Here is a 25,088-nt window from a genome sequence, read left to right as displayed (position 1 = left end):
ACATACGCACTGTCATTCGATAGCTTCGCTCGTGCGTACAAGGACCGGAGATACGCGAGTGGCGGGGGTAGTCGCATGGGAGGCCATCGGCCGTCGGACTGGCATGTCCTTGACCTGGACAAGGATCCGACGCCGGGTGATCCGCACCGGGTGCGGTCGTTGGCGAAGAATCTGCACGACTTCTCCGACGACGTCGGCCGGGTGCTGCGGGACATCAAGGGGATGGCGGGCGAGGACGCCATCCTGAAGTGGGCGGGCAAGACCGCGGACGCCTTCACCGAGAAGTTCCAGGACGCCCCCGACAAGCTGAAGAAGCTCAAGAAGAGCTACGAGATGGCCGGCGACGCACTGGCCGCCTACTGGCCCGAACTGGAACGCGCCCAGACCCTGGCCGACAAAGCCCTGGTCAAGGGCCGCGAGGCCCGCGCCGACCTCAAGAGCGCCACCTCCCGGCTGTCCTCGGCCGACTCCTGGATGGAGCGCGCGGGCAAGGAAGCCGACAAGTACAAGGACAAGCCCGGCAAGGACGTCCCCCCACCCGACCAGGACAAGGTCAAGGCCGCCACCCGCAACGCCACCTCCGCCGAGAAGGCCCAGAAGTCCGCACAGCAAGACGTCGACTCCGCCAAGAGCGCGCTGGAAGCGGCCAAGAAGATGGCCGCCGATGCCCGCACGATGCGTGAGGACGCCGCGGGCACCGCCCGGCGGAAGATCGACGAAGCCTCCGACGCGGGCATCAGGAACCGCAAGTGGTGGGAGGAGATCGGCGACTGGGTCACCGACAACTGGGACTCCATCGTCGCCGTCTGCAAAGTCGTCGTCGCCGTCGTCGGCGTCATCGCGATGATCGTCGGCGGCCCCATCCTCGCCGCCATCGTCATCGTCGCCGGCGCCATCGTCCTCGCCGACACCTTGAGCAAATACGCCAAAGGCCAGGCCACGTTGATGGACGTGGCCTTCGCCGCCATGGACTGCATACCCGGCGCCAAGGGCATCACCACCGCGGCCAAACTCGCCAAAGGCATGAAGGGCCTCAAGGGCGGGCTCAAGGGGCTGAAGAATGCCCGGGGCATGCTGGGGCGGGGCAAGGACGCATTCGCCCGCAACGCAAAGGCGGTGTGGAAGAAGCTCACCGACCCCGTGGACCTGGCCACCGGCCAGATGTTCCTACCCCAGACCGACATCGACCTGCCCGGCATCCTGCCTCTGACCTTCACCCGGCGCGTCGCCTCCGACTACCGCACCGGATGGTGGTTCGGCCCCACGTGGTCCTCCACCATCGACCAGCGCCTCGAGATCGACGCTGAGGGCGTCGTCTTCGTCACGGAGGACGGTCTACTCCTCGCCTATCCGCACTCCGAAGGGCCCGGGATGCCGGTGCTGCCGGAGGTGGGCCCGCGCCGCCCCCTCGTCCGCACGGATGACGGCGGCTACCGCATCGACGACCCTCTGACGGGACAATGCCGCTTCTTCGGCCCTCCGCACGAGGGCCTGGCGCTGCTCGAGCGCATTGCCGACCGCAACGGCAACACCATCGACTTCGACTACGACGCCGACGGCACTCCGCTCGCGATCCGGCACTCCGGCGGCTATCACCTTTCGCTGGAGATCGAGGACGCACGGATCACCGCTCTGCGTCTCGTGGGAGCGGCCGACGACGGCTCGGACAGGACCGTCAAGGAATACCGCTACACCGACGGAAACCTCACCGAGACGGTCAACTCTTCGGGATTGCCGCTGAAGTTCACCTACGACGAGCGGCTGCGCGTCACGTCCTGGACGGACACCAATCAGAGCCGCTACGAGTACACCTATGACGACCGGGACCGCTGCGTCACCGAGGGAGGCGCGGCCGGCCACCTCGCCCTCACCCTCGATTACGACGGGACCGACCCCGCGTGGCCCGGCTGCCACGTCACCACGCTCACCACCGCGGAGGGAGCCGTATCCCGCTTCGTCGTCAATGAGCGGTACCAGGTCGTCGCGGAGGTCGACGCGATCGGCTCGGTGACGCGGAGCACGTACGACACGCATCATCACCTCGTCTCCTGGACCGACCGGTGCGGGCACACCACGGAGTTCAGGAACGACGCGTACGGCAGGCCCGTCCACGTCATCCGCCCCGACGGGGCCGAAAGCAGCACCGAGTACGACGACCTCGGCCTGCCGGTGCGGGTGGTGACCGCCGACGGCTCCGTGTGGGAACACGATTACGACGAGCGGGGCAATCGCGTAGCACTCACCGGGCCCGACCTCTCGACGACCCGGTTCACCCACGACGCGGCAGGCCGACCGCTGACGATCACCGACCCACTGGGGGCCACCACCCAAGTGCGGTGCGATGCCGCAGGCCTCCCGGTCGAGATCCTCAGCCCGCTCGGTGAACGGACCACTCGCTCCTACGACGCCTTCGGACGCCTCACCGAGGTCACCGATCCGCTAGGCGCGACGACGCGGATGTGGTGGACCGTCGAGGGCCGAATCGCGCGCGTGCTCTCCGCGGACGGGACCGAGCAAGCCTGGGAGTACGACGGCGAGGGCAACTGCGTCCGCAGCACCGATGCCAACGGCGGGGTCTCGGTCTTCGAGTACACCCACTTCGATCTGGTCAGCGCGCGGACCGGGCCGGACGGGGCCCGTCACGAGTTCCGTCACGACGCGTCGCTACGCCTCACCCAGGTCACCGACCCGCACGGCCTGACCTGGGACTACAAGTACGACGCCGCCGGGCACCTGGTGGCCGAGTCCGACTTCGACGACCGGGTCACCAACTACGCGCGCGACGCCGCGGGACGGCTCCTGGAGCGCACGAACCCGCAGGGGCAGTCGGTCCGCTTCACCTACGACGTCCTGGGCCGGCCGGTGGCCAAGGACGTCGACGGACGGCAGACCGCGTTCACTTACGACCGTGCAGGCAGGCTCGTGCGCGCCGTCGGACCCGACTCGGCACTGACGTGGGAGCGGGATCCGCGCGGACGGGTACTCGCCGAGCGGACGGACGGCCGGACACTGGCGTTCGCCTACGACGCCAGGGGGCGGTGCATACGGCGCACCACACCGACGGGCGCCGTGGCCCGGCAGGCCTACGACCCGGTGGGCCGCGCGACCCTGCTGGACACCTCGGGGCATGTCCTGGCCTTCGCATACGCCGCGAACGGCCAGGAGACAGAGCGACTGGTGGGGGACTCGCTGGCGGTCACCCAGACATGGGACCCGGTCGGCCGCCCTCTCGCGCAGACGGTGACGGCCGGAGACGACGTCGTCCAGACCCGCGACTACTCCTACCGGCCCGACGGTTTCGTCTCCCGCATCGAGGATCCGCTCCTCGGCGGGATCGCTCTGGGGCTCGACCCTGCGGGGCGGATCACCGACGTCAGCGGCCACGACTGGACCGAACGCTACGCCTATGACGAAGCGGGTCACTTGACCGCCGCCGAGTGGCCGGAGCGACACCCGGCCCCTGACGCGCGCGGCGAGCGACGCTTCGCCGGCACCCGGCTGATTCGTGCGGGGGCGGTGCGCTACCAGCACGACGCGGCGGGGCGTGTCGTCGTACGGCGCAAGCGCCGGGAGTCGAGGAAACCGGACACGTGGCGGTACACGTGGGACGGCGAGGACCGGCTCACGGCCGTGACGATGCCCGACGGGACCACCTGGCGCTATCTGTACGATCCGCTGGGGCGACGCCGGGCGAAGCTGCGGCTCGATGAGACGGGCAGCGTTGTCGAGCGGACCGACTTCACGTGGGACGGCCCCCAGCTCGCCGAACAGACGACCACCGCAACCGACTTGCCCCACCTCGTCACGCTGACGTGGGACTACGACGGGTTCCGCGCCATCGCCCAGACGGAGCGGCTGCTCGACGAAGCCACCCAGGAGGAGATCGACTCCCGGTTCTTCGCCATCGTCACCGACATCGCCGGGACCCCGACCGAACTCATCGATGAGGACGGCGACGTCGCCTGGCGCGCCCGGCGGACGGTCTGGGGTCTCACCTCCTGGCCCGCGCACGGCACGGCGTACACACCGCTGCGCTTCCCCGGCCAGTACCACGACCCGGAGACGGGCTGGCACTACAACTTCCAGCGTCACTACGACCCCGAGGCCGCCCGGTACACCACGCTCGATCCGCTCGGCCTGGAACCGAGCCCCGACGCCTACGGGTACGTCGCCAACCCGTTCCGCCAGATCGACCCCTACGGCCTCTCCGGATACGACGAAAACGTGGTCCTCTACCACGGCTCGCAGAACTGGCACGGCGACGCATTCTCACTGCCGAGGGCAGTGGACGACTCACGGCCGTACACACCGGACGCCGGGGTCTATCTGACGGACGATTTCGTGCGGGCGGCCAACCAGTACGCTGGGCCGGGCGGTCATGTCGTACGCACCGAAGTGCCGCGGGCGGACGCCGATCGCTGGCTGAGGCAGCACGAAGGTCCTGCCGGAAATCAACCGGAGTACTTCGTGAATACACAGGATGACGTGGACATTCTGAACGCCGGTTCGCCACGGGTGCTGCCGATGGGCGAAGCGTTCATGCAGAACGTGGCCGGGAACTTCTAGAAAGGTCGGTCCAGTTGAGCCAGGTGGAGTGGGACATCTCGGAGAGCGTGCTCGGCCGTTCGGTCTTCGGTCCGCTCGGCGGCATCGTGGAGATCGGCGCGGTCGCCGCGACGGGCACGTGGGCGCTGCCCGACGCGTCCGTCGTCTCGTTCGTGTCGGCGCACCGGTCCGAGGTGAACCGCCTGCTGGACGTGATCCGGGAGGCCGGTGACTTCGGCGGCCCGACGATGGGGATCTTCGACGAGTTGGGCTACCTGCGCGACCACCCCGTGGAAGTCCCGTCACTGCTGATGTGGTCCTCGCTGTACGAGGACGTGTCGCCCCGGCTCTCGGAGCCCGCCGCCGTACGGCGGATGAGCCGCGCGGGAGCCGACCTCCAGCTGACGCGCATGCTGCAGGAACTGGTGAACGCGGCGATCGCACGCGGCCCCGAGGTGGCCTGGGGCGCACCGCTGGTCGCCGAGGCGGTGCGGATCGGAGTGGGGCTGGTCGCTGGAGCGCTCGACGACGATCACGCCACCGCCCCGCGGACCGTCTTCAAGATGTGGCGCACCGGATTCCTCGCCGATCTGCTGCTCCCCGATTCCCCGGCTCACCCCGAGGCGCGCCCCCGCTTCCGGGCGTACGGGCACGCGCTGGAGGAGTTGCTGTCGCCCCCGGCCACCCGCTGAGCCCGACAGCCCCGCACCGGATCGGCCCGGCCGATCCCCCCGTACCTTCCCACCAACCCGCAGCCTCGTAGAAACGCACCGTAGTCACCGCCCCCACGGGCGCCTACCGTGTGCCCGTGCAACCGAGCCGATCGCCGCACCAGCCCACGCCCCCCTTCAACTTTCCCGCCGCCCGGCGCCTGCGGGAGGCGCTCGGGATGGCGCACGGGCATGTCGCGTACGGGATGCGGGCCAGTTACGGGCTCGCTCACGTCACCGCCGACACCGTCGCCGCCTGGGAGCGGGGGCTCGCCTCGCCCACGTCCGCCGAGCTGACCGCGCTCGCCGCGACCCTGTGGTGTTCGCCGGGGGATCTGATGGGGGCCGCGCGGACCCTGCGCGAGCACCGGCTCGCGGGCGGGCTCGCGCCCGAGGACGTCGCCCGGGAGGCGGGCGTCGAGATCCAGGCGTACCTGCGGATGGAGGAGACCGACACCTGGCGCGGGAACGAACGCCAGTCCGAGGCGCTCGCCCGGATCCTACGGCTCTCCGTGCCCGACTTCGTCACCGTCACCGGGCGCGCCGAGCCCCTCGCGGAGCTGCTGCGCAGTGCCGTCACCACCCGGTGGCAGGGGTACGTGCGGCCGGTGACGAAGCTGCTGCCCGTGCCGAAGCGGCACGTCGAGGACGTGCTGCGGCAGATGCACGAGGACTACCAGTCCCGGATGGCGCGCACCCTGAGCTGGGGCGGCGGGGCCGGCTCGGACGCGTCCGGCGAGGCCGGGCGGGACTTCCTGGACCGAATCCTCGAACACTTCTGGGCCTTGGTCCGCGGCGGGCGGGCCTGAGGGCCCGGCAGCGGCACGGACCAAGGGCCGCGGGGGCGGGGCCTAGAAGACCGACTCCGTCTCGTCCATCCGGTCCTTCGGGACCGTCTTCAGCTCCGTGACCGCCTCGGCGAGCGGCACCATGGTGATGTCCGTGCCGCGCAGGGCCGTCATCCGGCCGTACTCGCCGCGGTGCACCGCCTCCACCGCGTGCCAGCCGAAGCGGGTCGCGAGGACGCGGTCGTAGGCCGTCGGAGTGCCGCCGCGCTGCACGTGGCCCAGGATGACCGGCTTGGCCTCCTTGCCGAGGCGGGTCTCCAGCTCGTACGCGAGCGCCGTGCCGATGCCCTGGAAGCGCTCGTGACCGAACTGGTCGATCGCGCCCTTGCCGTACGCCATCGTGCCGTCCTGCGGGTGCGCGCCCTCGGCGACGCAGATCACCGCGAACTTCTTGCCCCGGGCGAAGCGCTCCTCGACCATCGCGACCAGGTCGGACGGGTCGAAGGGACGTTCCGGCAGGCAGATGCCGTGGGCGCCGCCGGCCATGCCGGACTCCAGGGCGATCCAGCCCGCGTGCCGGCCCATGACCTCGACGACCATGACGCGCTGGTGGGACTCGGCGGTGGTCTTGAGGCGGTCCATCGCCTCGGTGGCCACGCCGACCGCCGTGTCGAAGCCGAAGGTGCGGTCCGTGGAGGAGATGTCGTTGTCGATGGTCTTGGGGACGCCGACCACCGGCACGCCCGCGTCGGACAGCATGCGTGCCGCCGTCAGGGTGCCCTCGCCGCCGATCGGGATGAGCGCGTCGAAGCCGCTCTTCTCGATGAGGTCCTTGGCGTTGTCGCAGGCCGCACGGAAGCGGTCGCGCTCCAGGCGGGACGAGCCGAGGATGGTGCCGCCGCGGGCCAGGATGCCGCTGACGGCGTTCAGGTCGAGCGGGCGGTAGCGCCCGTCGAGCAGGCCCGCGTAGCCGTCCTCGAAGCCGATGACCTCGTCGCCGTGGTGGGTCACGGCGCGGTGCACGACCGACCGGATCACTGCGTTGAGGCCGGGGCAGTCGCCGCCCGCGGTGAGAATTCCGATACGCATCGCGCTGTGTCTCCTGCTCGCTATTGGTACTTGTGAGCCGGTCCGATTGTTCCACGGCCGGAGGGGGGTCGCCGCTCACGGATGTCCGACGGATGGGCGTGCGAGGGGTGGGCAGGGACCTTGGTACCGGCCCTGCCGGGCCTTTCGTCCGGCGGGCGACCTAGCCAGCCGCAGAGGTATTGTCAAGAGGGCACAGCCGCGATATCGGGTACTTTGTCCGGCTCCACCGGCGCCTCGCGCCGGGCATCGACAGGCAAGCGAAGCAGGACAGGAAGAAGGGGAGAGCACGCGTGACGCGCAGCGTGTACGTGACCGGGATCGACCGGGGCGACGGTCGACAGGTCGTCGAACTGGGAGTCATGGAGCTCCTCACCCGCCAGGTCGACCGGGTCGGCGTCTTCCGGCCGCTGGTCCACGACGGCCCCGACCGCCTCTTCGACCTGCTGCGGGCCCGCTACCGCCTCTCGCAGGACGCCGCGTCGGTGTACGGCATGGACTACCACGAGGCGTCCGCGCTCCAGGCCGAGCAGGGCACCGACGAGCTGGTCTCCCGGCTCGTCGACCGGTTCCACCGGGTCGCGAGGGATTATGAGGTGGTCCTCGTGCTCGGCACGGACTTCGCCGCCACCCAGCTCCCCGACGAGCTCGCGCTGAACGCCCGCCTCGCGAACGAGTTCGGCGCCTCGGTGCTCCCCGTGGTCGGCGGCAAGAACCAGACCGCCGAGTCGGTGCGCGCCGAGACGCGCAACGCCTACCGCGCCTACGACTCGCTCGGCTGCGACGTCCTCGCCATGATCACCAACCGGGTGGCCCCGGCCGACCGCGACGAGATCCACGAGCGCCTGGAGGCACGCCTGCCCGTGCCCTGCTACGTCCTGCCGGACGAGGCCGCGCTCTCCGCGCCGACCGTCGCGCAGATCACCCACGCCCTGGGCGGCCGCGTGCTGCTCGGCGACGACTCGGGGCTGGCCCGCGACGCCCTGGACTTCGTCTTCGGCGGCGCCATGCTGCCGAACTTCCTGAACGCCCTGACCCCCGGCTGCCTGGTGGTCACCCCCGGCGACCGCGCCGACCTCGTCGTGGGCTCGCTCGCCGCGCACAGCGCCGGCACCCCGCCGATAGCGGGCGTCCTGCTGACCCTGAACGAGCAGCCGGGCCAGGAGATCCTCACCCTCGCCGACCGCCTCGCGCCCGGCACCCCGGTGGTCGCCGTCTCCGGCGGCTCCTTCCCCACCGCGGCCGAGCTGTTCGCGCTGGAGGGGAAGCTGAACGCGACGACGCCCCGCAAGGCGGAGACCGCCCTCGGCCTCTTCGAGCGGTACGTCGACACCGCGGACCTGCTGGGCCGCGTCTCGGCGCCGAGCAGCGACCGCGTCACGCCGATGATGTTCGAGCACAAGCTCCTGGAGCAGGCCCGCGCCGACCGGCGCCGCGTCGTGCTGCCGGAGGGCACCGAGGAGCGGGTGCTGCGCGCCGCCGACGTACTGCTGCGCCGGGGCGTGTGCGACCTGACGCTGCTCGGACCGGTCGAGCAGATCCGCAAGAAGGCCGCCGACCTGGGCGTGGACCTCGCCGACTCCGAGCTCATCGACCCGCAGACCTCCGAGCTGCGGGACCGGTTCGCCGCGAAGTACGCCGAGCTGCGCGCCCACAAGGGCGTCACCGTCGAGCTGGCGTACGACGTGGTGGCGGACGTGAACTACTTCGGCACGCTGATGGTCCAGGAGGGCCTGGCCGACGGCATGGTCTCCGGCTCGGTGCACTCCACCGCCGCGACCATCCGCCCCGCCTTCGAGATCATCAAGACCAAGCCGGAGGCCTCGATCGTCTCCTCGGTCTTCTTCATGTGCCTGGCCGACAAGGTCCTCGTGTACGGCGACTGCGCGGTGAACCCGGACCCGAACGCCGAGCAGCTCGCCGACATCGCCGTGCAGGCGGCGTCCACCGCCCGGCAGTTCGGGGTGGAGCCGCGGATCGCGATGCTCTCCTACTCGACGGGCACGTCCGGTTCGGGCGCCGACGTCGACAAGGTGCGCGAGGCCACCGAGAAGGTGCGGGCCGCGCGCCCGGACCTGAAGATCGAGGGCCCGATCCAGTACGACGCCGCCGTGGAGCCCTCCGTCGCGGCCACCAAGCTGCCGGACTCGGACGTCGCGGGTCAGGCCAGCGTGCTGATCTTCCCGGACCTGAACACCGGCAACAACACCTACAAGGCCGTGCAGCGCTCGGCCGGCGCGATCGCCGTCGGCCCGGTCCTGCAGGGTCTGCGCAAGCCGGTGAACGACCTGTCCCGGGGCGCCCTCGTCCAGGACATCGTCAACACCGTCGCCATCACGGCGATCCAGGCGCAGACGCCCGCTCCCGTCCAGTGACCCCCGCAGCCAGTCCCCCACAGAAAGCGTCTCTCCCCGTGACCGCCACTCGCGTACTCGTCCTCAACTCCGGCTCCTCGTCGGTGAAGTACCAGCTGCTCGACATGCGCGACAGCTCCCGCCTCGCCGTCGGCCTGGTCGAGCGGATCGGCGAGGAGACCTCGCGGCTCAAGCACACCCCGCTGACCGGCGGCGGCGCCGAGACCCGTGAGCGCGAGGAGCCCATCGCCGACCACGAGGCGGCCCTCGAGGCCGTCGCCCGGGAGCTCGCCGCCGACGGGCTCGGCCTCGACTCCCCCGAGCTGGCCGCGATCGGCCACCGGGTGGTGCACGGCGGCCTGAAGTTCACCGCGCCGACCGTGATCACCGACGAGGTCCTCGCCGAGATCGAGCGCCTGGTGCCGGTGGCCCCGCTGCACAACCCGGCCAACATCACCGGCATCCGCACCGCCCAGGCGCTGCGCCCCGACCTGCCGCAGGTCGCCGTCTTCGACACCGCGTTCCACACGACGATGCCGGAGGCCGCGGCGCGCTACGCGATCGACGTGGCGACCGCCGACGAGCACCGCGTGCGGCGCTACGGCTTCCACGGCACGTCCCACGCGTACGTCTCGCGCAAGACCGCGGCGCTCCTGGGCAAGGCCCCCGAGGACGTCAACGTCATCGTGCTGCACCTGGGCAACGGCGCGTCGGCGAGCGCCGTGCGGGGCGGCGTCTGCGTGGACACCTCGATGGGGCTCACCCCGCTGGAAGGGCTCGTGATGGGCACCCGTTCCGGTGACACGGACCCCGCGGTCATCTTCCACCTGGCCCGGGTCGGCGGAATGTCGATCGACGAGATCGACGTCCTGCTCAACAAGAAGAGCGGCCTGATCGGGCTCTGCGGCGACAACGACATGCGGGAGATCCGGCGGCGCGTCGACGAGGGCGACGAACAGGCGGCACTGGCCTTCGACATTTACGTCCACCGCCTGAAGAAGTACATCGGCGCCTATTACGCGGTCCTCGGCCGCGTGGACGCCATCGCGTTCACGGCGGGCGTCGGCGAGAACGCCGCCCCGGTGCGCGAGGCGGCGGTGGCGGGCCTGGAGGAGCTGGGCCTGGCGGTCGACGGCGCGCTCAATTCCGTACGTTCCGACGAAGCGCGGCTCATTTCGCCGGAATACGCGCGCGTGGCCGTGGCCGTGGTGCCGACCGACGAAGAATTGGAGATCGCGTCGCAGACGTATGCATTGGTCGCCGACCGCAACGCCTGAGCGCACTTCCGCCCATTTGTAGATTCCACCAGACGGAATATTCCGTAGCGAAACAAACCGATAGGATCGCCCCATGCGCCGTTCCAAAATCGTCTGCACGCTGGGCCCCGCCGTCGACTCCGAAGAGCAGCTCGTCTCGCTGATCGAAGCCGGTATGAACGTGGCCCGCTTCAATTTCAGCCACGGCACGCACGCCGAGCACCAGGGGCGGTACGACCGCGTCCGTGCGGCCGCCGTGAAGACGGGCCGTGCCGTCGGCGTCCTCGCCGACCTGCAGGGCCCGAAGATCCGCCTGGAGACCTTCGCCGAGGGTCCCGTCGAGCTGGTGCGCGGTGACGAGTTCACCATCACCACCGAGGACGTCCCGGGCGACAAGTCGATCTGCGGCACGACCTACAAGGGTCTGCCCGGCGACGTCTCCAAGGGCGACCAGGTCCTGATCAACGACGGCAACGTCGAGCTGCGCGTGGTCGAGGTGGACGGGCCGCGCGTGAAGACGATCGTCGTCGAGGGCGGTGTCATCTCCGACCACAAGGGCATCAACCTGCCCGGCGCGGCCGTGAACGTCCCCGCCCTGTCCGAGAAGGACATCGAGGACCTGCGCTTCGCCCTGAAGATGGGCTGCGACATGGTCGCCCTGTCCTTCGTGCGCGACGCCAACGACGTCAAGGACGTCCACAAGGTGATGGACGAGGAGGGCCGCCGGGTCCCCGTCATCGCCAAGGTGGAGAAGCCGCAGGCCGTCGCCAACATGGAGGGCGTCGTCGCGGCGTTCGACGCCGTGATGGTGGCCCGTGGCGACCTGGCCGTCGAGTACCCGCTCGAGAAGGTCCCGATGGTGCAGAAGCGCCTCGTGGAGATGTGCCGCCGCAACGCCAAGCCGGTGATCGTCGCGACCCAGATGATGGAGTCGATGATCACCAACTCGCGCCCCACCCGCGCCGAGGCCTCCGACGTCGCCAACGCGATCCTGGACGGCGCGGACGCGGTCATGCTGTCGGCCGAGTCGAGCGTGGGCGCGTACCCGATCGAGACCGTCAAGACGATGTCGAAGATCGTCAAGGCGGCCGAGGAGGAGCTGCTCGCCAAGGGCCTGCAGCCGCTCGTGCCCGGCAAGAAGCCGCGTACGCAGGGTGGTTCGGTGGCCCGTGCCGCGTGCGAGATCGCGGACTTCCTGGGCGGCGAGGCGCTGGTCGCCTTCACGCAGTCCGGTGACACGGCCCGCCGCCTGTCCCGCTACCGCGCGGCCCAGCCGATCCTGGCCTTCACCACGGACGAGGCGACCCGCAACCAGCTCACGCTGAGCTGGGGCGTGGACACCTACGTCGTGCCGCACGTCGACAACACCGACGCGATGGTCGAGCTGGTCGACGCCGAACTGATCAAGCTCAACCGCTTCAACGACGGCGACACGGTCGTCATCACCGCGGGTTCGCCCCCCGGCGTCCCCGGCACCACCAACATGGTCCGGGTGCACCACCTGGGCGGCGGCGAGCGCGACTGACCGCCGCACGCGACACGCACCGAGGGCGCCTCCCCGCGTGGGGAGGCGCCCTCGGTGCGTGGGGACCGGCGACTCAGTCGGTGATCGACTGGTGCAGGCCCGGAATCGTCAGGTTCCCGCCGAACTGGCCCGCCTGCTGCACCTTCACGTCGGTGAAGTGGATCAGCGGGATGTTCAGCGGCGGCGGGTGCTCGGGGTCGAAGGTGATCGGGATCAGCCCGAACAGCTTGCCCGAGATCCGCTCGGTGTACATCGTCGTCTCCCCGTCCCGGATGGTGGACGTGGAGCCCTTGGCGGCCTCGACGTGGTACTTCTTGCCGCCCGGACCCTCGACGATCTGGTGCAGGTCGCCGATGTCGGTCTTCTGGATGACGTACTTCAGGGCCTGCTTGGACTGGCCGTTGGGCATCGTGAGGTTCACGACGCCCTGGTAGTCGGCTCCCTTGAGGGTGAGCGAGCTGGCTTCCAGGTGCCACGGCTGGTTCGGGATCGGCGCGGGCGGCTTCTCGCCCTCGCCGTCGACCTTCTTCTCGACCACGCACGGGAAGGGCTTCTTGCCGTCCTCGTCCGGGGCCATCGGGTCCTCGGCCTTGTCCTTCGCCGCGTCCTCGGCCGCCTTGTCGGCTGCTTCCTTGAGCTTGTCCGCGGCGTCCTCGGCGCTGTCCTTGCCGTCCTTCAGGCCGTCCTTGAGTCCGTCGACGGTGTCGTCGACCGGCTTGGTGACCTTGTCGGTGGTGTCCTTGAGCGGGTCCTCGGCGTCCTTGGCGTCCTTCTCGTCGCCGGCCCGGTCCTTCCCGGACCCGGCGGTCGCGTCGGAGTCGTCGGGCTCGTCGGACTCGTCGGACTTCCCGGACGCGGCCGGGTCCGGCTCGGGGCTCCCGGACTTCTTCCCGTCGGGCGTGAAGGCGTCCTTGAGGGCCTCGCCGAGGCCCAGCGGGTCCCAGGGGTTCTTGGTCTTGTCCGGCTCGGGAGTCTTCCCCGACTCCTCCTCGCCGGCCCTGTCACCGGTGGAAGGGGTGGGCCCGTCCTTGTCGTCCGGGTCCGCCGTGCCGTCCGGGGAGGGCGAGGCCGACGGAGCGGGCTCCTTGGCGTCGCCCTTCTTCGCCTCGTCCTCGTCCGCCTGCTTCTCGGCGTCCTCGGCTTCCTTCTGCTTCGCCTTCTCCTCGGCGGCCTTCTCCGCGGCCTTCTTCTCCGCGGCCTTCTTCTCGGCCTCTTCCTTCGCCTTGTCCGCGGCGTCCTTCTCCGCGTCCTCGGCGTCCTTGTCCGGCGCCGTGACACACGGGCCGTCCTGGAAGGGGTTGTCCGGGACTCCCGGCTTGGCCTGCGCGAGCGTCGGGGTCAGCCCCATGCCCATCAGTACGGCGGTGGGCATGGCGGCGATGGCTATCGCCTTTCCCGCGGGAACCTGCAGCCGGGTGAGCAGCGGCTTCCTGGGGGCCGCGTGGCGCGGCCCGGTTCTCGCACGGGGCTCCCCCGCGAAGCCCTCGTGGTGCACCTCGTCAGCCGGCACGGTGCCTCCCGTTCGTCCCGTTTGTCGGGCTCGTTCCTGACAGATGGTCCTGCTCGCCGTTCACCCCACCCGCGCCGGCCGGGCCGGTGGGCTCGGGCGTCCCGTCGTCGACGGGACCGTCGGAGTCCTTGGCCGTACGCCCCTTCGCGGGGTCACCGCCGGGCTTCGCGTGCGCCCAGGAGACGCCGAGGGCGCCGCCGATCAGGGCGAGCAGGAAGCCGATGACGAAGCCGCCGAAGTTGGAGACGACCAGGGAGACCAGGGCGAGCAGAATCGCCGCGACACCCGCGAAGACCCGGGAGTGCGGCTGGAACCACATGGTCAGGCCGAGCACGACCAACAGCACGCCGATGATCAGCGATCCGGCGCCGGCGGTGGTCGCCATCCGGATCGTCATCGTGCCGAGCGTGAGGTTCGCGTACGGGAAGTACATGATCGGGATGCCGCCGAGCAGCGTCAGCAGACCACCCCAGAACGGGCGCTGACCGCGCCACCCTCGGAACGATCGGCGCATCCGGCCGAGCTTGTCGCCCAGTCCCACTTGCGCTTCGGCGCTCATGTCGTACAGCTCCTCGGGAATGGCGTTGGTTCTGTGTGTCGTGCGGTTTCGGGCACGGGGACGGCTCCGTCAGATATGCCGTCGCGCCCCCGCGCCCGGCCGTTCTCATCGCATCGAGTGCGCACCGGGCCGCCTGTCGCGACCCGCTAGGGCATCAACTGCCCTAGTAGCACTCGTGCTTGCCCTTCTTGACCGACATGCCCAGGCCAGAGAGCTTGAAGGTGCCGGCGGTGGTCGCCCACGCACGCTGCTGAACATCGGTGAACTTCACCGACTCCGCCTGCTGCGCGAACGAGTCCGGGGCGTACTTGTCGCCCTTCGCCGGACCCGGGCCCTTGGTGGTCTGGTCGACCGAGACACCGATGTCGACCTTGTTGAAGGTCGCGTTGGCCTTCAGGTCGTCGGCATCGATGTAGAGCTTCTTGGCCTTGACCTTCGGGCCACCCTCGCCACCGGCCTTGAGGGTCATCGACACATCGCCGAAGACCGGGACCGGCACGACCACCGACTGGCAGAGATTGGTGATCGTGGCCTCGTCGAGACCGACGACGGCCACCGGGTGGGCACCCGACTTGCCGCTGTCAAGGGCTCCGTACTGGACGAATCCCGTACCCTTGAGCTCCTTTGCGGTCACCTTGAACTGCTGACCGGACACACTGAACGATGCCGCGAGCGCACCCTGGGACAGGGCGACGCCTATCGCGGCAGTCGCCGCGACGCTCGGCACCATGACCACGGCGAACCGCTTCCATCTGGTTCCGCCACGAGCCACGGACTCCATGACTTTCCTCCTTCTCGGACGTACATCTCCGGCCCTGACTGCTCCCCTTGGGGCGGCTCAGCCGGGCAGGGATGGGAGAAGTGCTACGTCCTCGGGAAGGAGAGCGCCCGCATCGGAGGCGCGCAACCGCACCACACTTCACCGGCGATCACCCCCGAGCGACAACCACTGGTCGCGCCTGACGCATCACGCACGACCGCACGGACAGGCCCTGCCGGGACGGCAGAGACCCCCCTGTCCAAGACCGGCGACGGCGTCACCGGCCTGCTCGGTGGGGACCCAGAAACCCCGCTCCCGATTGGCTGTCGGGCTGCGGGTCATCGGACCGAGCGTGGCCGATCGTGGTGCATTCTCGGCCCCCGCACAAGGGGGTTCGTTACTCGCTAGTAACGGCCGGATAACCGAAGCGCGACCGCGCGGTATCGGTCGGGTACGGACGGTGGCCCAACGGGTCGGAACAGAACGGGACATGGGCGGGCGAATGCGCCCAGAAGGAAGCCGCTGTCTTACTCCAAGTAACAGCGGCCGCATTTGCCAAGTTTTGGCAAAGTGCGACCGCTGTTGCGTCCTGGGGACAGACTTTTCACCTCGGCATCACAGGCCCCTGCGTTTAGGGACTGGTCAGCCGGACGGCCGGGGACGAACCGGCCGGAGGTCACGCAGGGGTCAGAAGAGCACCCGGGCGAGCGAGGTGCGCGCGGCGTTCACCCGCGGGTCCTCCCCGCCCACCACCTCGAAGAGTTCGAGCAGGCGCACCCGCGCGGCATCCCGGTCGTCGCCGGCCGTGCGCCGCACGGTGTCGATGAGCCGCCCGAAGGCGTCCTCGACATGACCGCCCACCAGATCCAGGTCGGCGGCGGCGATCTGCGCCGCGACGTCGGCCGGCCTGTCGGCGGCGTCCTTGCGGACCACCTGCGCGTCCAGACCCTGCACGCGCAGCAGCAGCTCGGCCTGGGCGAGGCCGAGCTTGGCCTCCGTGTTGGCCGGATCGTCGCTGAGCACGTTCCTGTACGCCTGCACGGCACCGCCCAGATCGCCCGCGTCCAAGGCCTGGACGGCCGCTTCGAGCAGCGCGTCGTGCGGACCGGCCGGCACCTCGGGCGCCGCCGGGGCCTCCTGGCCCTGACCCTGGCCGTCGGCGTCGACCACCAGGCCGGTCAGGCCGAAGCGCTCCTCGCCGACCTGGATGAGCTGGTCCAGGGTCTGGCGGATCTGCGCCTCGGGGGCGGCCCCCTGGAAGAGCGGCAGGGCCTGTCCGGCCACCACCGCGAAGACGGCCGGGATCCCCTGGACCCCGAACTGCTGCATCAGCATCTGGTTGGCGTCGACGTCGATCTTGGCAAGGAGGAAACGGCCGTTGTACTCCTGCGCGAGCCGCTCCAGAAGGGGGCTCAGCTGCTTGCACGGCTCGCACCACTCGGCCCAGAAGTCGATGACGACCGGTACCTCGTTGGAGCGCTGCAGGACCTCGCGCTCGAAGCCCGCCTCGTCGACATCGATGACGAGTGAGGCCGGGGAGATCGCGGCGCCCGCCGCGCCCCCGCCCTGCCGGGCCGCTTCGGCGCGCGCCTGCTCCGCCTTGGCCTTGGCCTCCTGGGCCGCCTTCACCGCGGCGAGGTCGACGACACCGCTCATGGACATGTTCCGTGGCTGCATGAGTACATCCTCCCCCAAGCCGTGCGGGAACCGCGCCCGGCTTCGGCCCCCCGCCGGATTGCGGGGCCGCAGTGGGCTGGTTCAAGGTCCCGAGGAGGACCGCTGGTTGGCCCGGGGTCCCCACCCCGTGCCGTGGTCGTGCTGCGTGGTTGTCTCTCGTGCGCTTTCGCTCCTGGGTGAAAGAGGTGCGCCGTCCGCCACCCCGGAGCTTTCGCTACGGGTCGTAGCGTAACTGTCCGGCATCCGGCGCGGGGAGACGCCTGCCGGTGATCTCGCTCACTCGGCACCCCGAACCGCTCCGTACTGGCCGGTATGGTCGCGGAATGCAGAGCCGCACCACTCCGCCCTCCCGCACCGGCGGCCGTCCGCGCAGCGCGACCGCCGACGCCGCGATCCTGGAGGCGACCCGGCAGGGGCTCGTCGAGCTCGGCTGGTCCAAGCTGACCCTCGGCGCGGTCGCCACCCGCGCGGGCGTCGCCAAGACGACGCTGTACCGGCGCTGGGCGGGCAAGAGCGAGCTGGTCGTGGACGCGGTGGCGGAGCTCTTCGACGAGCTGGAGCTGCCGGACCGGGGCAGCCTCGCGGCCGACATCGAGGGCGTGGTGCTGCAGTTCGCGGCCCTGCTCAACCGCCCCGAGACGAAGACGGCCCTGATGGCGGTGGTGGCCGAGTCGACGACGGACGAGCCGCTGCGCGACCGCATCCGCGCGTCCATCGTCGACCGGCAGAAACGCCTGGTCCTCCAGGGCCGCTCCCGCGCCCAGGACCGCGGTGAACTCCCCGCCGAGTCCGACCCGTCGGCGGCGGGCCGCACCGCCGACCTCATCTTCGACGTGATCGCCGGCGCGGTGGTGCACCGCGCCCTGGTCAGCGCGGAACCGGTGGACGAGGACTGGGCCCGCAGCTTCACCCTCCTCCTCCTGGGCGGCCTGGCGGCGGCAGCGGGCCAGGGCTGAGGCTCCTGCCGAAGGTCACACCTGGTAGCGCGAGGGCGCGAACAGGTCCAGGTTCTCCGCGACCCACGCGGAGGTGAGCTTGAGCCCCTCGGCGAGGGAGACCTCCGGCTCCCAGCCGGCCCACTCCCGCGCCCGCGAGTTGTCCGAAAGGAGCCGCTCGACCTCGCTCCCCGAGGGCCGCAGCCGCGCCGGGTCGACGACCACGGACGCCTCCCGCCCGGACGCCTCGATCAGCGCGTCGGCGAGGTCGCCGATGGAGATCTCCCGCCCCACGCCGAGGTTCACCGCATGGCCGAGCGCCCGGTCGGCGACCGCCATCGCCAGGAAGCCCCGCGCCGTGTCCGTGACGTACGTGAAGTCCCGCGTGGGCGTCAGCGAGCCGAGCTTGATCTCCCGGGCGCCCGCGTGGAGTTGGGCGAGGATCGTGGGGATCACGGCGCGCGCCGACTGCCGCGGGCCGTACGTGTTGAAGGGCCGGACCACCGTCACCGGCAGCTCGAAGGCGTGCCAGTGCGACAGCGCCATCATGTCGGCGCCGATCTTCGACGCCGAGTACGGCGACTGCGGCTGGAGCGGGTGCGACTCGGCGATCGGCGCGGTCAGCGCGGTCCCGTACACCTCGCTCGTGGACGTGTGGACGAGCCGCCGCACGGAGTGCCTGCGGCACGCCTCGGCGACGTTCTCGGTGCCGACCACGTTCGTCTGGACGTAGGCGCCCGGGGAGTCGTACGAGTACGGGATGCCGATCAGCGCGGCGAGGTGGAAGACCGTGTCGCACCCGGCGACCGCGTCCATCACGCGCCCCGGGTCCCGGACGTCCCCCGCGATCATCTCGACCCGCGGGTCGCCGATGAGGTGGGCCAGGTGCCCCTTCTCCGCGTACGGCTTGTAGTGCACGAAGGCGCGGACCGTGGCGCCCGCGTCGAGCAGCAGGTCGACGAGGGTCGAGCCGATGAAGCCCTCGGCACCCGTGACCAGGACGGTGCGGTGCTGCCAGGAGAAGGTGTCCGGTGCGGCTGCGGTGGTGTTCATGCGTACTCCAGGTGATCCAGGTGAGGGGTGGTGCGGGCGAGGCGCAGGACCTGCTCGGCGAGCAGGTCGGCGGCGCGGGCGTGCGGGCCCGGGTCGGCGGCGCCGCTCATCGCGGCCAGCCGCGCCGGGTCCGCGAGGAGCGGGCCGACCAGCTGGGCGAGGCGGTCCGCGGTGGTCTCGGCGTCGGGCAGCAGGACGCCCGCGCCGGCGTCGGACAGGACGCGGGCGTTGTGGGTCTGGTGGTCGCCGGGCGCGTGCGGGTAGGGCACGAGGACGGCGGGGACGCCGGTGGCGGCCAGTTCGGCGACGGTCGCGGAGCCGGCCCGGCACACGACGAGGTCGGCGGCGGCGTAGGAGAGGTCCATGCGGTCCAGGTAGGGGACGGCGCGGGCGACGGCGTCGCCGCCCTCGAAGGCGAGCCGGGCGCGGGTCTCCTCCAGGGCGGCGGGCCCGGTCTTGATGAGGAGGTGCACGTCCGCGCGGCCCTGCCAGCGGGCGGCGAGACCGACCGCGGCCTCGGTGAGGCGGGCCGCGCCCAGGCTGCCGCCGTTGAACAGCACGAGGCGGGCGCCCGGCGGCACGCCGAGCGAGCGCCGGGCCTCGTCGCGCAGCGCGGCCCGGTCGAGCGCGGCGAGCGGCGCGGCGATCGGCATCCCGGTGGTGTGCGCGCGCCCGCCGCCCGGCAGGTGGGCGCGGCTGCGGTCGAAGGCGACGGCGATGTTCGGGGTGAGCCGGGCGGCGAACCGGTTGGCGCGGCCCGGCACGGCGTTGGACTCGTGGATGAGGCTCGGCAGCCCCGCCATCCGGGCGCCGACGATGACGGGGGCGCTGGGGTAGCCGCCCATGCCGACGGCGACCTGTGCGCCCTGGGCGCGCAGGATGGCCCGGCACTGGGCGCCGGACTTCATCAGGGCGGCGGGCAGCAGATAGCGGCGGGCGCCGAGCGAGGGGTCGAAGGGGATCATGTCGACGGTGTGCAGGCGGTACCCGGCGTCCGGTATCAGCCGGGTCTCCAGGCCCCGCTCGGTGCCGACGAAGGAGATCACCGCCCCGGGCACGGCCCGGCGCAGCGCGTCGGCGAGGGCGAGGCCCGGGTAGATGTGGCCACCGGTGCCGCCCGCGCCGATCACGACGGAGAGCCCGGCGCGGCCCGGGGCGGCGGCGCGGTCGGAGTGAGTGGTTCGCATGGCAGTGGAGCTTCACGCGAGGGTCTAAGAGGGTTTTAAGAGCCGCGTTTGGCACCTTTGGTGCATGAGCTTCGCGAGCCCGACCAGCAGGGGCGGTCCGCCGGGTGCGGGTGAGCCCGTCCCGCACAAGATCCTCGTCGTCGACGACGACCCGGAGGTGCGGGCCGCCGTCGAGGACGCCCTGACGATCGAGGGGCACCGGGTGCGGGGCGCGGCGGACGGCCACCGCGCGCTGACGGCGGTGGCCCGCTGGGAACCGGACCTGGTGGTCCTGGACGTGCTGATGCCGGTCATGGACGGCCTCGCGGTGTGCCGTCAGCTGCGCGCCGCGGGCGACCGCACCCCGGTGCTCGTGCTGACCGCGCTGGACTCGGTGAGCGAGCGGGTGGACGGCCTGGACGCGGGCGCCGACGACTACCTGGTCAAGCCGTTCGCGCTGGACGAGCTGGTGGCCCGGGTGCGGGCGCTGCTGCGCCGGGCGACGGCGGAGCGGGCCGCGGACGACCCCGACGACCTGGCGTACGGCGATCTGGTCCTGGACCCGGCGACGCGTACCGGACGGCGCGGCGGGCGCCGGGTGGAGTTCAGCCGTACGGAGGCGGTGCTGCTCGAACTGCTGCTGCGCAACGCGGGGCAGGTGCTGCCGCGCGAGCTGATCCAGCAGACGGTGTGGGGCCGCGACTTCGGCCCGGACTCCAACTCCCTCGCGGTGTACGTGGGGTATCTGCGGCGCAAGCTGGAGTCGGGCGGCGAGCCGCGGCTGGTCCACACGGTGCACGGCGTCGGCTACCGGCTGGGCTCCCCGTGAGCGCGCGGCGCAGGCTCGGCACGCGCTGGCGGCGCCGCAGGCCGCTGCGCACCCGCCTGGCGGTGGCGGCCGCGGCGGCGGTGGCGCTGGTGGCGATCGGGGTGTGCGCCGCCGCGTTCTTCGTGATCCGCTACAAGCTCTACCAGCAGCTCGACCAGAACCTCGCCCAGTCGGCGACGCTCATCGCGCAGCAGCGGCACTACGACACCGAGCCGGGTGTCGTCACCGGCGAGTGCCGCTACCTGGGCGCCCCCGCCTGCTCCCAGATCGTCCCCGCCGACGCGGCGGACGACCCGGCCGAGCCCTATCTGCTGCCGGTGACCGGGGAGACCCGCAAGGTCGCCGCCCGGCAGGCGGCCCCGTACTACACGAGCCTGACGCTGCACGGGAAGCCGACGCGGATGTACACGACGTCGTACGGCGACGGGGACGCCGTCCAGGTCGCGCTGCGCGCCGACATCGCCGAGCGCGGGGTCAGCCAGGCCGCGTCGCTGCTCTCGGCGGTGGGCGGCGCCGGTGTGCTGCTCTCCGCGGTCGGCGGCTACTGGGTCTCGCGCACCGGGCTCGCGCCGATCACGCGGCTGACCGCGACGGCCGAGCGCATCGCGGCGACCCGGGACGCCCGCCACCGCATCGAGCTGCCGCCGGAGCCGCCGGGGCGGGCCGGTCACCAGGACGAGGTCACGCGCCTGGCCACGACGTTCAACACGATGCTCGCCGAGCTCGAGGAGTCGGTGGCGGCCCGCCGCAGGCTGGTCGCCGACGCGTCGCACGAGCTGCGCACGCCGCTGACGGCGCTGCGCACGAACGCCGAACTCCTGGCCAGGGCGGACCGGTTGACGGACGCGCAGCGCGAGCGGGCGTCCGGGGCGCTGGGCCGTCAGCTGCGCGAAGTCACCGGTCTGGTCAACGACTTGATCGAGCTGGCCAGGGACGAGGAGCCGCAGCCGCTCCTGGAGGAGGTGCGCCTCGCCCCGCTGACCGCCCACGCGGTGGACGCGGCGCGCGAGCACTGGCCGGCCGTGCCGTTCGCGCTGCGGGTGGCGCCGGAGGCGGTGGACCTCAGCGTCCCCGGCGTACCGGCACGGCTGTCCCGGCTGCTCACCAACCTCCTGGACAACGCGGCCAAGTTCAGCCCGGCGGGCGCGCCCGTCGAGGTCTCGCTGACCGGCGCCGCGCTGACCGTGCGCGACCACGGGCCCGGCATCGCGGAGGAGGACCTGCCGTACGTCTTCGACCGGTTCTACCGCGCGGAGAAGGCCCGCGCCCTGCCGGGCTCGGGCCTGGGTCTCGCGATGGCCCGGCAGATCGCGCACGCGCACAAGGCGGAGCTGACGGCGGAGCGGGCGCCGGGCGGCGGCGCGCAGTTCCGCCTCACGCTGCCCGCGCCCTGACCACGGCCGCGCGCGGCGGGGGCGCCGCCGTGCGCGACGGGGGCGCTACTTCTTCTTCCAGGCGCAGCTGCCGAGCGTGGCCTTGCCCTTGGCCAGGAGCCGGTCGGCCTCGCCCGCGGCCAGGACGCGCGTCGTGCCGCCCTTGCAGATCACCGTGCGGTCGCCGTGCCCGGCCAGGTCGACCAGGATCTGGTCCCAGTGCCGGTACTGCACGTCGTGCCCGGAGTCGGCGTACGTGCGGACCTTCTCCTTGCCGGGCAGCGCGTCCTGCCACGTCTTGAGGGTGGCGGGCGGCACGGTGGTGTCCTTCTTGCCGCCGTAGAGGTAGACGGGCGCGTCGAGGCCGGAGAGGTCGGGGCCGGGGCGCTCGCAGTACAGCCGCTGCTCGTGCACCTGGGGTGCCGGGTCGGCCTGCTGGCCGCGCTGGTTGTAGGTGCGCGCGCCCTCTTCGTACGCGGTGTCGGCGAAGCCCGGGATCGACTTGACGGGGCTGTCGTCGGGGAAGGCCCACCAGGTGCGCGGGTCCTTGATCTGGTCCTTGACGGCGGCGGTCAGCGCGTCGTCGGAGAGGCCGCAGTACTCGGGCCGGGGACCGACCGGCGGCAGGGCGGCGGCGAGGTGGAGCTGGGAGATGCGCCCGGGGGCCTTCGCGGCGAGCTCGGCGGCGTAGGGGCCGCCGCCGGATATCGCGATCACGGAGACGTCGTCGACGCCGAGCCGGTCGAGGACCTCCAGGGTGTCCTTCGCGTAGTCGGCCTTGCCGAGGTTCTTGTCGTACGCGGTGTCGCCGAAGCCGTTGCGCTCCACGGAGATGAACCGCAGGCCGAGGTCCTCGCGGGTGGTGCGGAAGAAGTCCGTCATGTGCGAGGCGCGGGCGCTGGTGCCGGTGCCGCCGATGAACAGGACGGGCTTGCCGTGCTTGTTGCCGGTGTCGGAGTAGTGCGCGGTCCGCCCGTCGGACAGCTCGGCGGCACGCACCTCGGCGCCCAGCGAGTCGAACGTGTCCTGGACCTTGGGCTCGGTCGGGGGGCTCGCGCTGCTCTCGCCGTCGGCGACGAACAACGCACCGAGGACGGTGACGGTCGCGGCTCCGATGGCGATGGCGGCGGTACGGGCGTGGCCGGTCGAGCTCAAGGGTGACTCCAGGGGCTGGGGCGGCTGACCGGCCGCGCCTACCCAGCCCCCGGGGAATCACACCTGTCTTTTTCGGCCGCCGTCAGAAGCCGGGCGGTTCGGTGTATACGCCCCATTCGTCCCGCAGGACTCCGCAGATCTCGCCGAGGGTCGCCTCGGCGCGCACGGCCTCCAGCATCGGTCCGATCATGTTGGACCCGTCGCGGGCGGCGGCCAGCATCGCGTCGAGCGAGGACCGCACGCGCGCGTCGTCGCGCCGCTCCTTGCGCCCGCCGAGCTCGCGCACCTGCTCGCGCTCGACCTCGTGGCTGACGCGGAGGATCTCCAGGTCGCCGGTGACCGAGCCGTGGTGGACGTTGACGCCGACGACCCGCTTGTCGCCCTTCTCCAAGGACTGCTGGTACTGGAAGGCGGACTCGGCGATCTCGCCGGTGAACCAGCCGTCCTCGATGCCCCGCAGGATGCCCGAGGTGATCGGGCCGATCGGGTGCTGCCCGTCCGGGTGGGCGCGCCGGCCGCGCTCCTTGATCTGCTCGAAGATCTTCTCGGCGTCCGCCTCGATGCGGTCGGTGAGCTGCTCGACGTACCAGGAACCGCCCAACGGGTCGGCCACGTTGGCGACGCCGGTCTCCTCCATGAGCACCTGCTGGGTGCGCAGCGCGATCTCGGCGGCCTGCTCGCTGGGCAGCGCGAGGGTCTCGTCGAGGGCGTTGGTGTGCAGGGAGTTGGTGCCGCCGAGGACCGCGGAGAGCGCCTCGACCGCGGTGCGCACGACGTTGTTGTAGGGCTGCTGCGCGGTGAGCGAGACGCCGGCGGTCTGGGTGTGGAAGCGCAGCCACTGCGCCTTGTCGGTCCGCGCGCCGTAGACGTCGCGCAGCCAGCGCGCCCAGATGCGGCGGGCGGCGCGGAACTTGGCGATCTCCTCGAAGAAGTCGAGGTGCGCGTCGAAGAAGAAGGAGAGCCCCGGCGCGAAGACGTCGACGTCGAGCCCGCGCGAGAGGCCGAGCTCCACGTACCCGAAGCCGTCCGCGAGGGTGTAGGCGAGCTCCTGCGCGGCCGTCGCCCCGGCTTCCCGGATGTGGTAGCCGGAGACGGAGAGCGGCTTGTACGCGGGGATGTCGCGCGCGCAATGCTCCATGAGGTCGCCGATGAGGCGCAGGTGCGGCTCGGGCTGGAAGAGCCACTCCTTCTGGGCGATGTACTCCTTGAAGATGTCCGTCTGCAGCGTGCCGTTCAGGACGCCCGGGTCGACGCCCTGGCGCTCGGCGGCGACGAGGTACATGCAGAAGGCCGGCACGGCGGGCCCGCTGATCGTCATGGACGTCGTCACGTCGCCGAGCGGGATGTCCTTGAAGAGGACCTCCATGTCGGCGGCGGAGTCGATGGCGACGCCGCAGTGCCCGACCTCGCCGAGCGAGCGCGGGTCGTCGGAGTCGCGGCCCATGAGGGTCGGCATGTCGAAGGCGACGGAGAGGCCGCCGCCGCCGTTGGCCAGGATCATCTTGTAGCGCTCGTTGGTCTGCTCGGCGTTGCCGAAGCCCGCGAACTGGCGGATGGTCCAGGTCCGGCCGCGGTAGCCGGTCGGGTAGAGCCCGCGCGTGAAGGGGTACTCCCCGGGCCAGCCGATCCGCTCGAAGCCGTCGTACGAGTCGCCGGGCCGGGGCCCGTAGACGGGCTCGACCGGATCGCCGGAGAGCGTGGTGAAGTCCGCATCGCGCTTGCGGGCCTTGTCGTAACGGGCCTGCCAGCGGCGGCGGCCTTCCTCGATCGCGTCAGCGTCCATGTTGTCGAATTTACTAGGACGTCC

Annotated in this window: 18 protein-coding genes; 9 read left to right on the top strand and 9 right to left on the bottom strand. The window is 71.3% G+C overall.

Annotated features, from left to right (window positions below):
- The first annotated feature begins 75 nt into the window (after nt 1–75).
- From ACFYXE_RS05365 to ACFYXE_RS05355, 3 genes are all read left to right on the top strand, one after another.
- Nucleotides 76–4,566, top strand: coding sequence for a DUF6531 domain-containing protein (locus tag ACFYXE_RS05365; protein ID WP_389309001.1), 4,491 nt, complete (start codon nt 76–78; stop codon nt 4,564–4,566).
- Between the two features lie 14 nt (nt 4,567–4,580).
- Nucleotides 4,581–5,237 (top strand): hypothetical protein, encoded by a 657-nt coding sequence (locus ACFYXE_RS05360; RefSeq protein ID WP_389308999.1) that lies wholly within the window; start codon nt 4,581–4,583, stop codon nt 5,235–5,237.
- A gap of 197 nt (nt 5,238–5,434) precedes the next feature.
- Nucleotides 5,435–6,064: an XRE family transcriptional regulator gene (locus ACFYXE_RS05355; RefSeq protein ID WP_389309558.1), complete on the top strand. Its 630-nt coding sequence runs from the start codon at nt 5,435–5,437 to the stop codon at nt 6,062–6,064.
- A 42-nt stretch (nt 6,065–6,106) separates the two neighbouring features.
- On the opposite strand, the gene ACFYXE_RS05350 is transcribed toward ACFYXE_RS05355, so the two are convergent.
- On the bottom strand, nt 6,107–7,132 hold the full coding sequence (locus ACFYXE_RS05350) for an ATP-dependent 6-phosphofructokinase (protein ID WP_389308997.1): 1,026 nt from the start codon (nt 7,130–7,132) through the stop codon (nt 6,107–6,109).
- A 290-nt stretch (nt 7,133–7,422) separates the two neighbouring features.
- Here ACFYXE_RS05350 and pta point away from each other — a divergent pair, with 290 nt between their 5' ends.
- The 3 genes from pta to pyk all read left to right on the top strand — a co-directional run bounded on the left by pta (nt 7,423) and on the right by pyk (nt 12,264).
- Entirely contained in the window at nt 7,423–9,504 is a 2,082-nt protein-coding gene (gene pta / locus ACFYXE_RS05345; protein ID WP_361179328.1) for a phosphate acetyltransferase, read from the top strand.
- Nucleotides 9,505–9,542: 38 nt separating this feature from the next.
- The gene (locus ACFYXE_RS05340; RefSeq protein ID WP_389308995.1) at nt 9,543–10,760 is read left to right on the top strand and encodes an acetate kinase; all 1,218 of its coding nucleotides are present in this window, start codon (nt 9,543–9,545) and stop codon (nt 10,758–10,760) included.
- A gap of 73 nt (nt 10,761–10,833) precedes the next feature.
- Nucleotides 10,834–12,264, top strand: a complete 1,431-nt coding sequence (gene pyk, locus ACFYXE_RS05335) for a pyruvate kinase (protein ID WP_361179332.1) — start codon at nt 10,834–10,836, stop codon at nt 12,262–12,264.
- A gap of 73 nt (nt 12,265–12,337) precedes the next feature.
- Here pyk and ACFYXE_RS05330 read toward each other — a convergent pair whose 3' ends face one another.
- The 4 genes from ACFYXE_RS05330 to ACFYXE_RS05315 form a co-directional block, all read right to left on the bottom strand.
- On the bottom strand, nt 12,338–13,774 hold the full coding sequence (locus ACFYXE_RS05330; RefSeq protein WP_389308993.1) for a hypothetical protein: 1,437 nt from the start codon (nt 13,772–13,774) through the stop codon (nt 12,338–12,340).
- Entirely contained in the window at nt 13,764–14,333 is a 570-nt protein-coding gene (locus tag ACFYXE_RS05325; RefSeq protein ID WP_389308991.1) for a DUF6114 domain-containing protein, read from the bottom strand. Before ACFYXE_RS05325 ends, ACFYXE_RS05330 begins: the two co-directional genes overlap by 11 nt.
- A 163-nt stretch (nt 14,334–14,496) precedes the next feature.
- Entirely contained in the window at nt 14,497–15,114 is a 618-nt protein-coding gene (locus ACFYXE_RS05320) for a DUF6230 family protein (RefSeq protein ID WP_389308989.1), read from the bottom strand.
- Nucleotides 15,115–15,780: 666 nt separating this feature from the next.
- Nucleotides 15,781–16,770: a tetratricopeptide repeat protein gene (locus ACFYXE_RS05315; RefSeq protein WP_389308987.1), complete on the bottom strand. Its 990-nt coding sequence runs from the start codon at nt 16,768–16,770 to the stop codon at nt 15,781–15,783.
- A gap of 323 nt (nt 16,771–17,093) precedes the next feature.
- Here ACFYXE_RS05315 and ACFYXE_RS05310 point away from each other — a divergent pair, with 323 nt between their 5' ends.
- On the top strand, nt 17,094–17,726 hold the full coding sequence (locus ACFYXE_RS05310) for a TetR/AcrR family transcriptional regulator (protein WP_361177957.1): 633 nt from the start codon (nt 17,094–17,096) through the stop codon (nt 17,724–17,726).
- Nucleotides 17,727–17,741: 15 nt separating this feature from the next.
- Here ACFYXE_RS05310 and ACFYXE_RS05305 read toward each other — a convergent pair whose 3' ends face one another.
- Complete coding sequence (locus ACFYXE_RS05305; protein WP_361177954.1) at nt 17,742–18,758, bottom strand: GDP-mannose 4,6-dehydratase; 1,017 nt, start codon at nt 18,756–18,758, stop codon at nt 17,742–17,744.
- The gene (locus tag ACFYXE_RS05300) at nt 18,755–19,945 is read right to left on the bottom strand and encodes a glycosyltransferase (protein ID WP_389308984.1); all 1,191 of its coding nucleotides are present in this window, start codon (nt 19,943–19,945) and stop codon (nt 18,755–18,757) included. Before ACFYXE_RS05300 ends, ACFYXE_RS05305 begins: the two co-directional genes overlap by 4 nt.
- A gap of 64 nt (nt 19,946–20,009) precedes the next feature.
- On the opposite strand from ACFYXE_RS05300, the gene ACFYXE_RS05295 reads away from it, so the two are divergent.
- Together ACFYXE_RS05295 and ACFYXE_RS05290 are read left to right on the top strand one after the other, a co-directional pair.
- Nucleotides 20,010–20,753: a response regulator transcription factor gene (locus ACFYXE_RS05295; RefSeq protein ID WP_389308982.1), complete on the top strand. Its 744-nt coding sequence runs from the start codon at nt 20,010–20,012 to the stop codon at nt 20,751–20,753.
- On the top strand, nt 20,750–22,147 hold the full coding sequence (locus ACFYXE_RS05290) for a sensor histidine kinase (protein WP_389308980.1): 1,398 nt from the start codon (nt 20,750–20,752) through the stop codon (nt 22,145–22,147). The genes ACFYXE_RS05295 and ACFYXE_RS05290 overlap by 4 nt, the downstream gene beginning before the upstream one ends.
- Before the next feature lie 45 nt (nt 22,148–22,192).
- Here ACFYXE_RS05290 and ACFYXE_RS05285 read toward each other — a convergent pair whose 3' ends face one another.
- Nucleotides 22,193–23,281, bottom strand: a complete 1,089-nt coding sequence (locus ACFYXE_RS05285) for an alpha/beta fold hydrolase (RefSeq protein ID WP_389308978.1) — start codon at nt 23,279–23,281, stop codon at nt 22,193–22,195.
- An 82-nt stretch (nt 23,282–23,363) separates the two neighbouring features.
- A complete protein-coding gene (locus ACFYXE_RS05280; protein ID WP_389308976.1) occupies nt 23,364–25,064 on the bottom strand; it encodes a methylmalonyl-CoA mutase in 1,701 nt (566 codons plus the stop codon).
- Between the last annotated feature and the right edge of the window lie 24 nt (nt 25,065–25,088).

Origin of the sequence: Streptomyces sp. NPDC002564 (assembly GCF_042889645.1) — a bacterium.
Classification (GTDB): domain Bacteria; phylum Actinomycetota; class Actinomycetes; order Streptomycetales; family Streptomycetaceae; genus Streptomyces.
The sequence above is the reverse complement of the archived record's forward strand: the minus strand, read 5'-3'. Positions and strand labels throughout refer to the sequence as shown.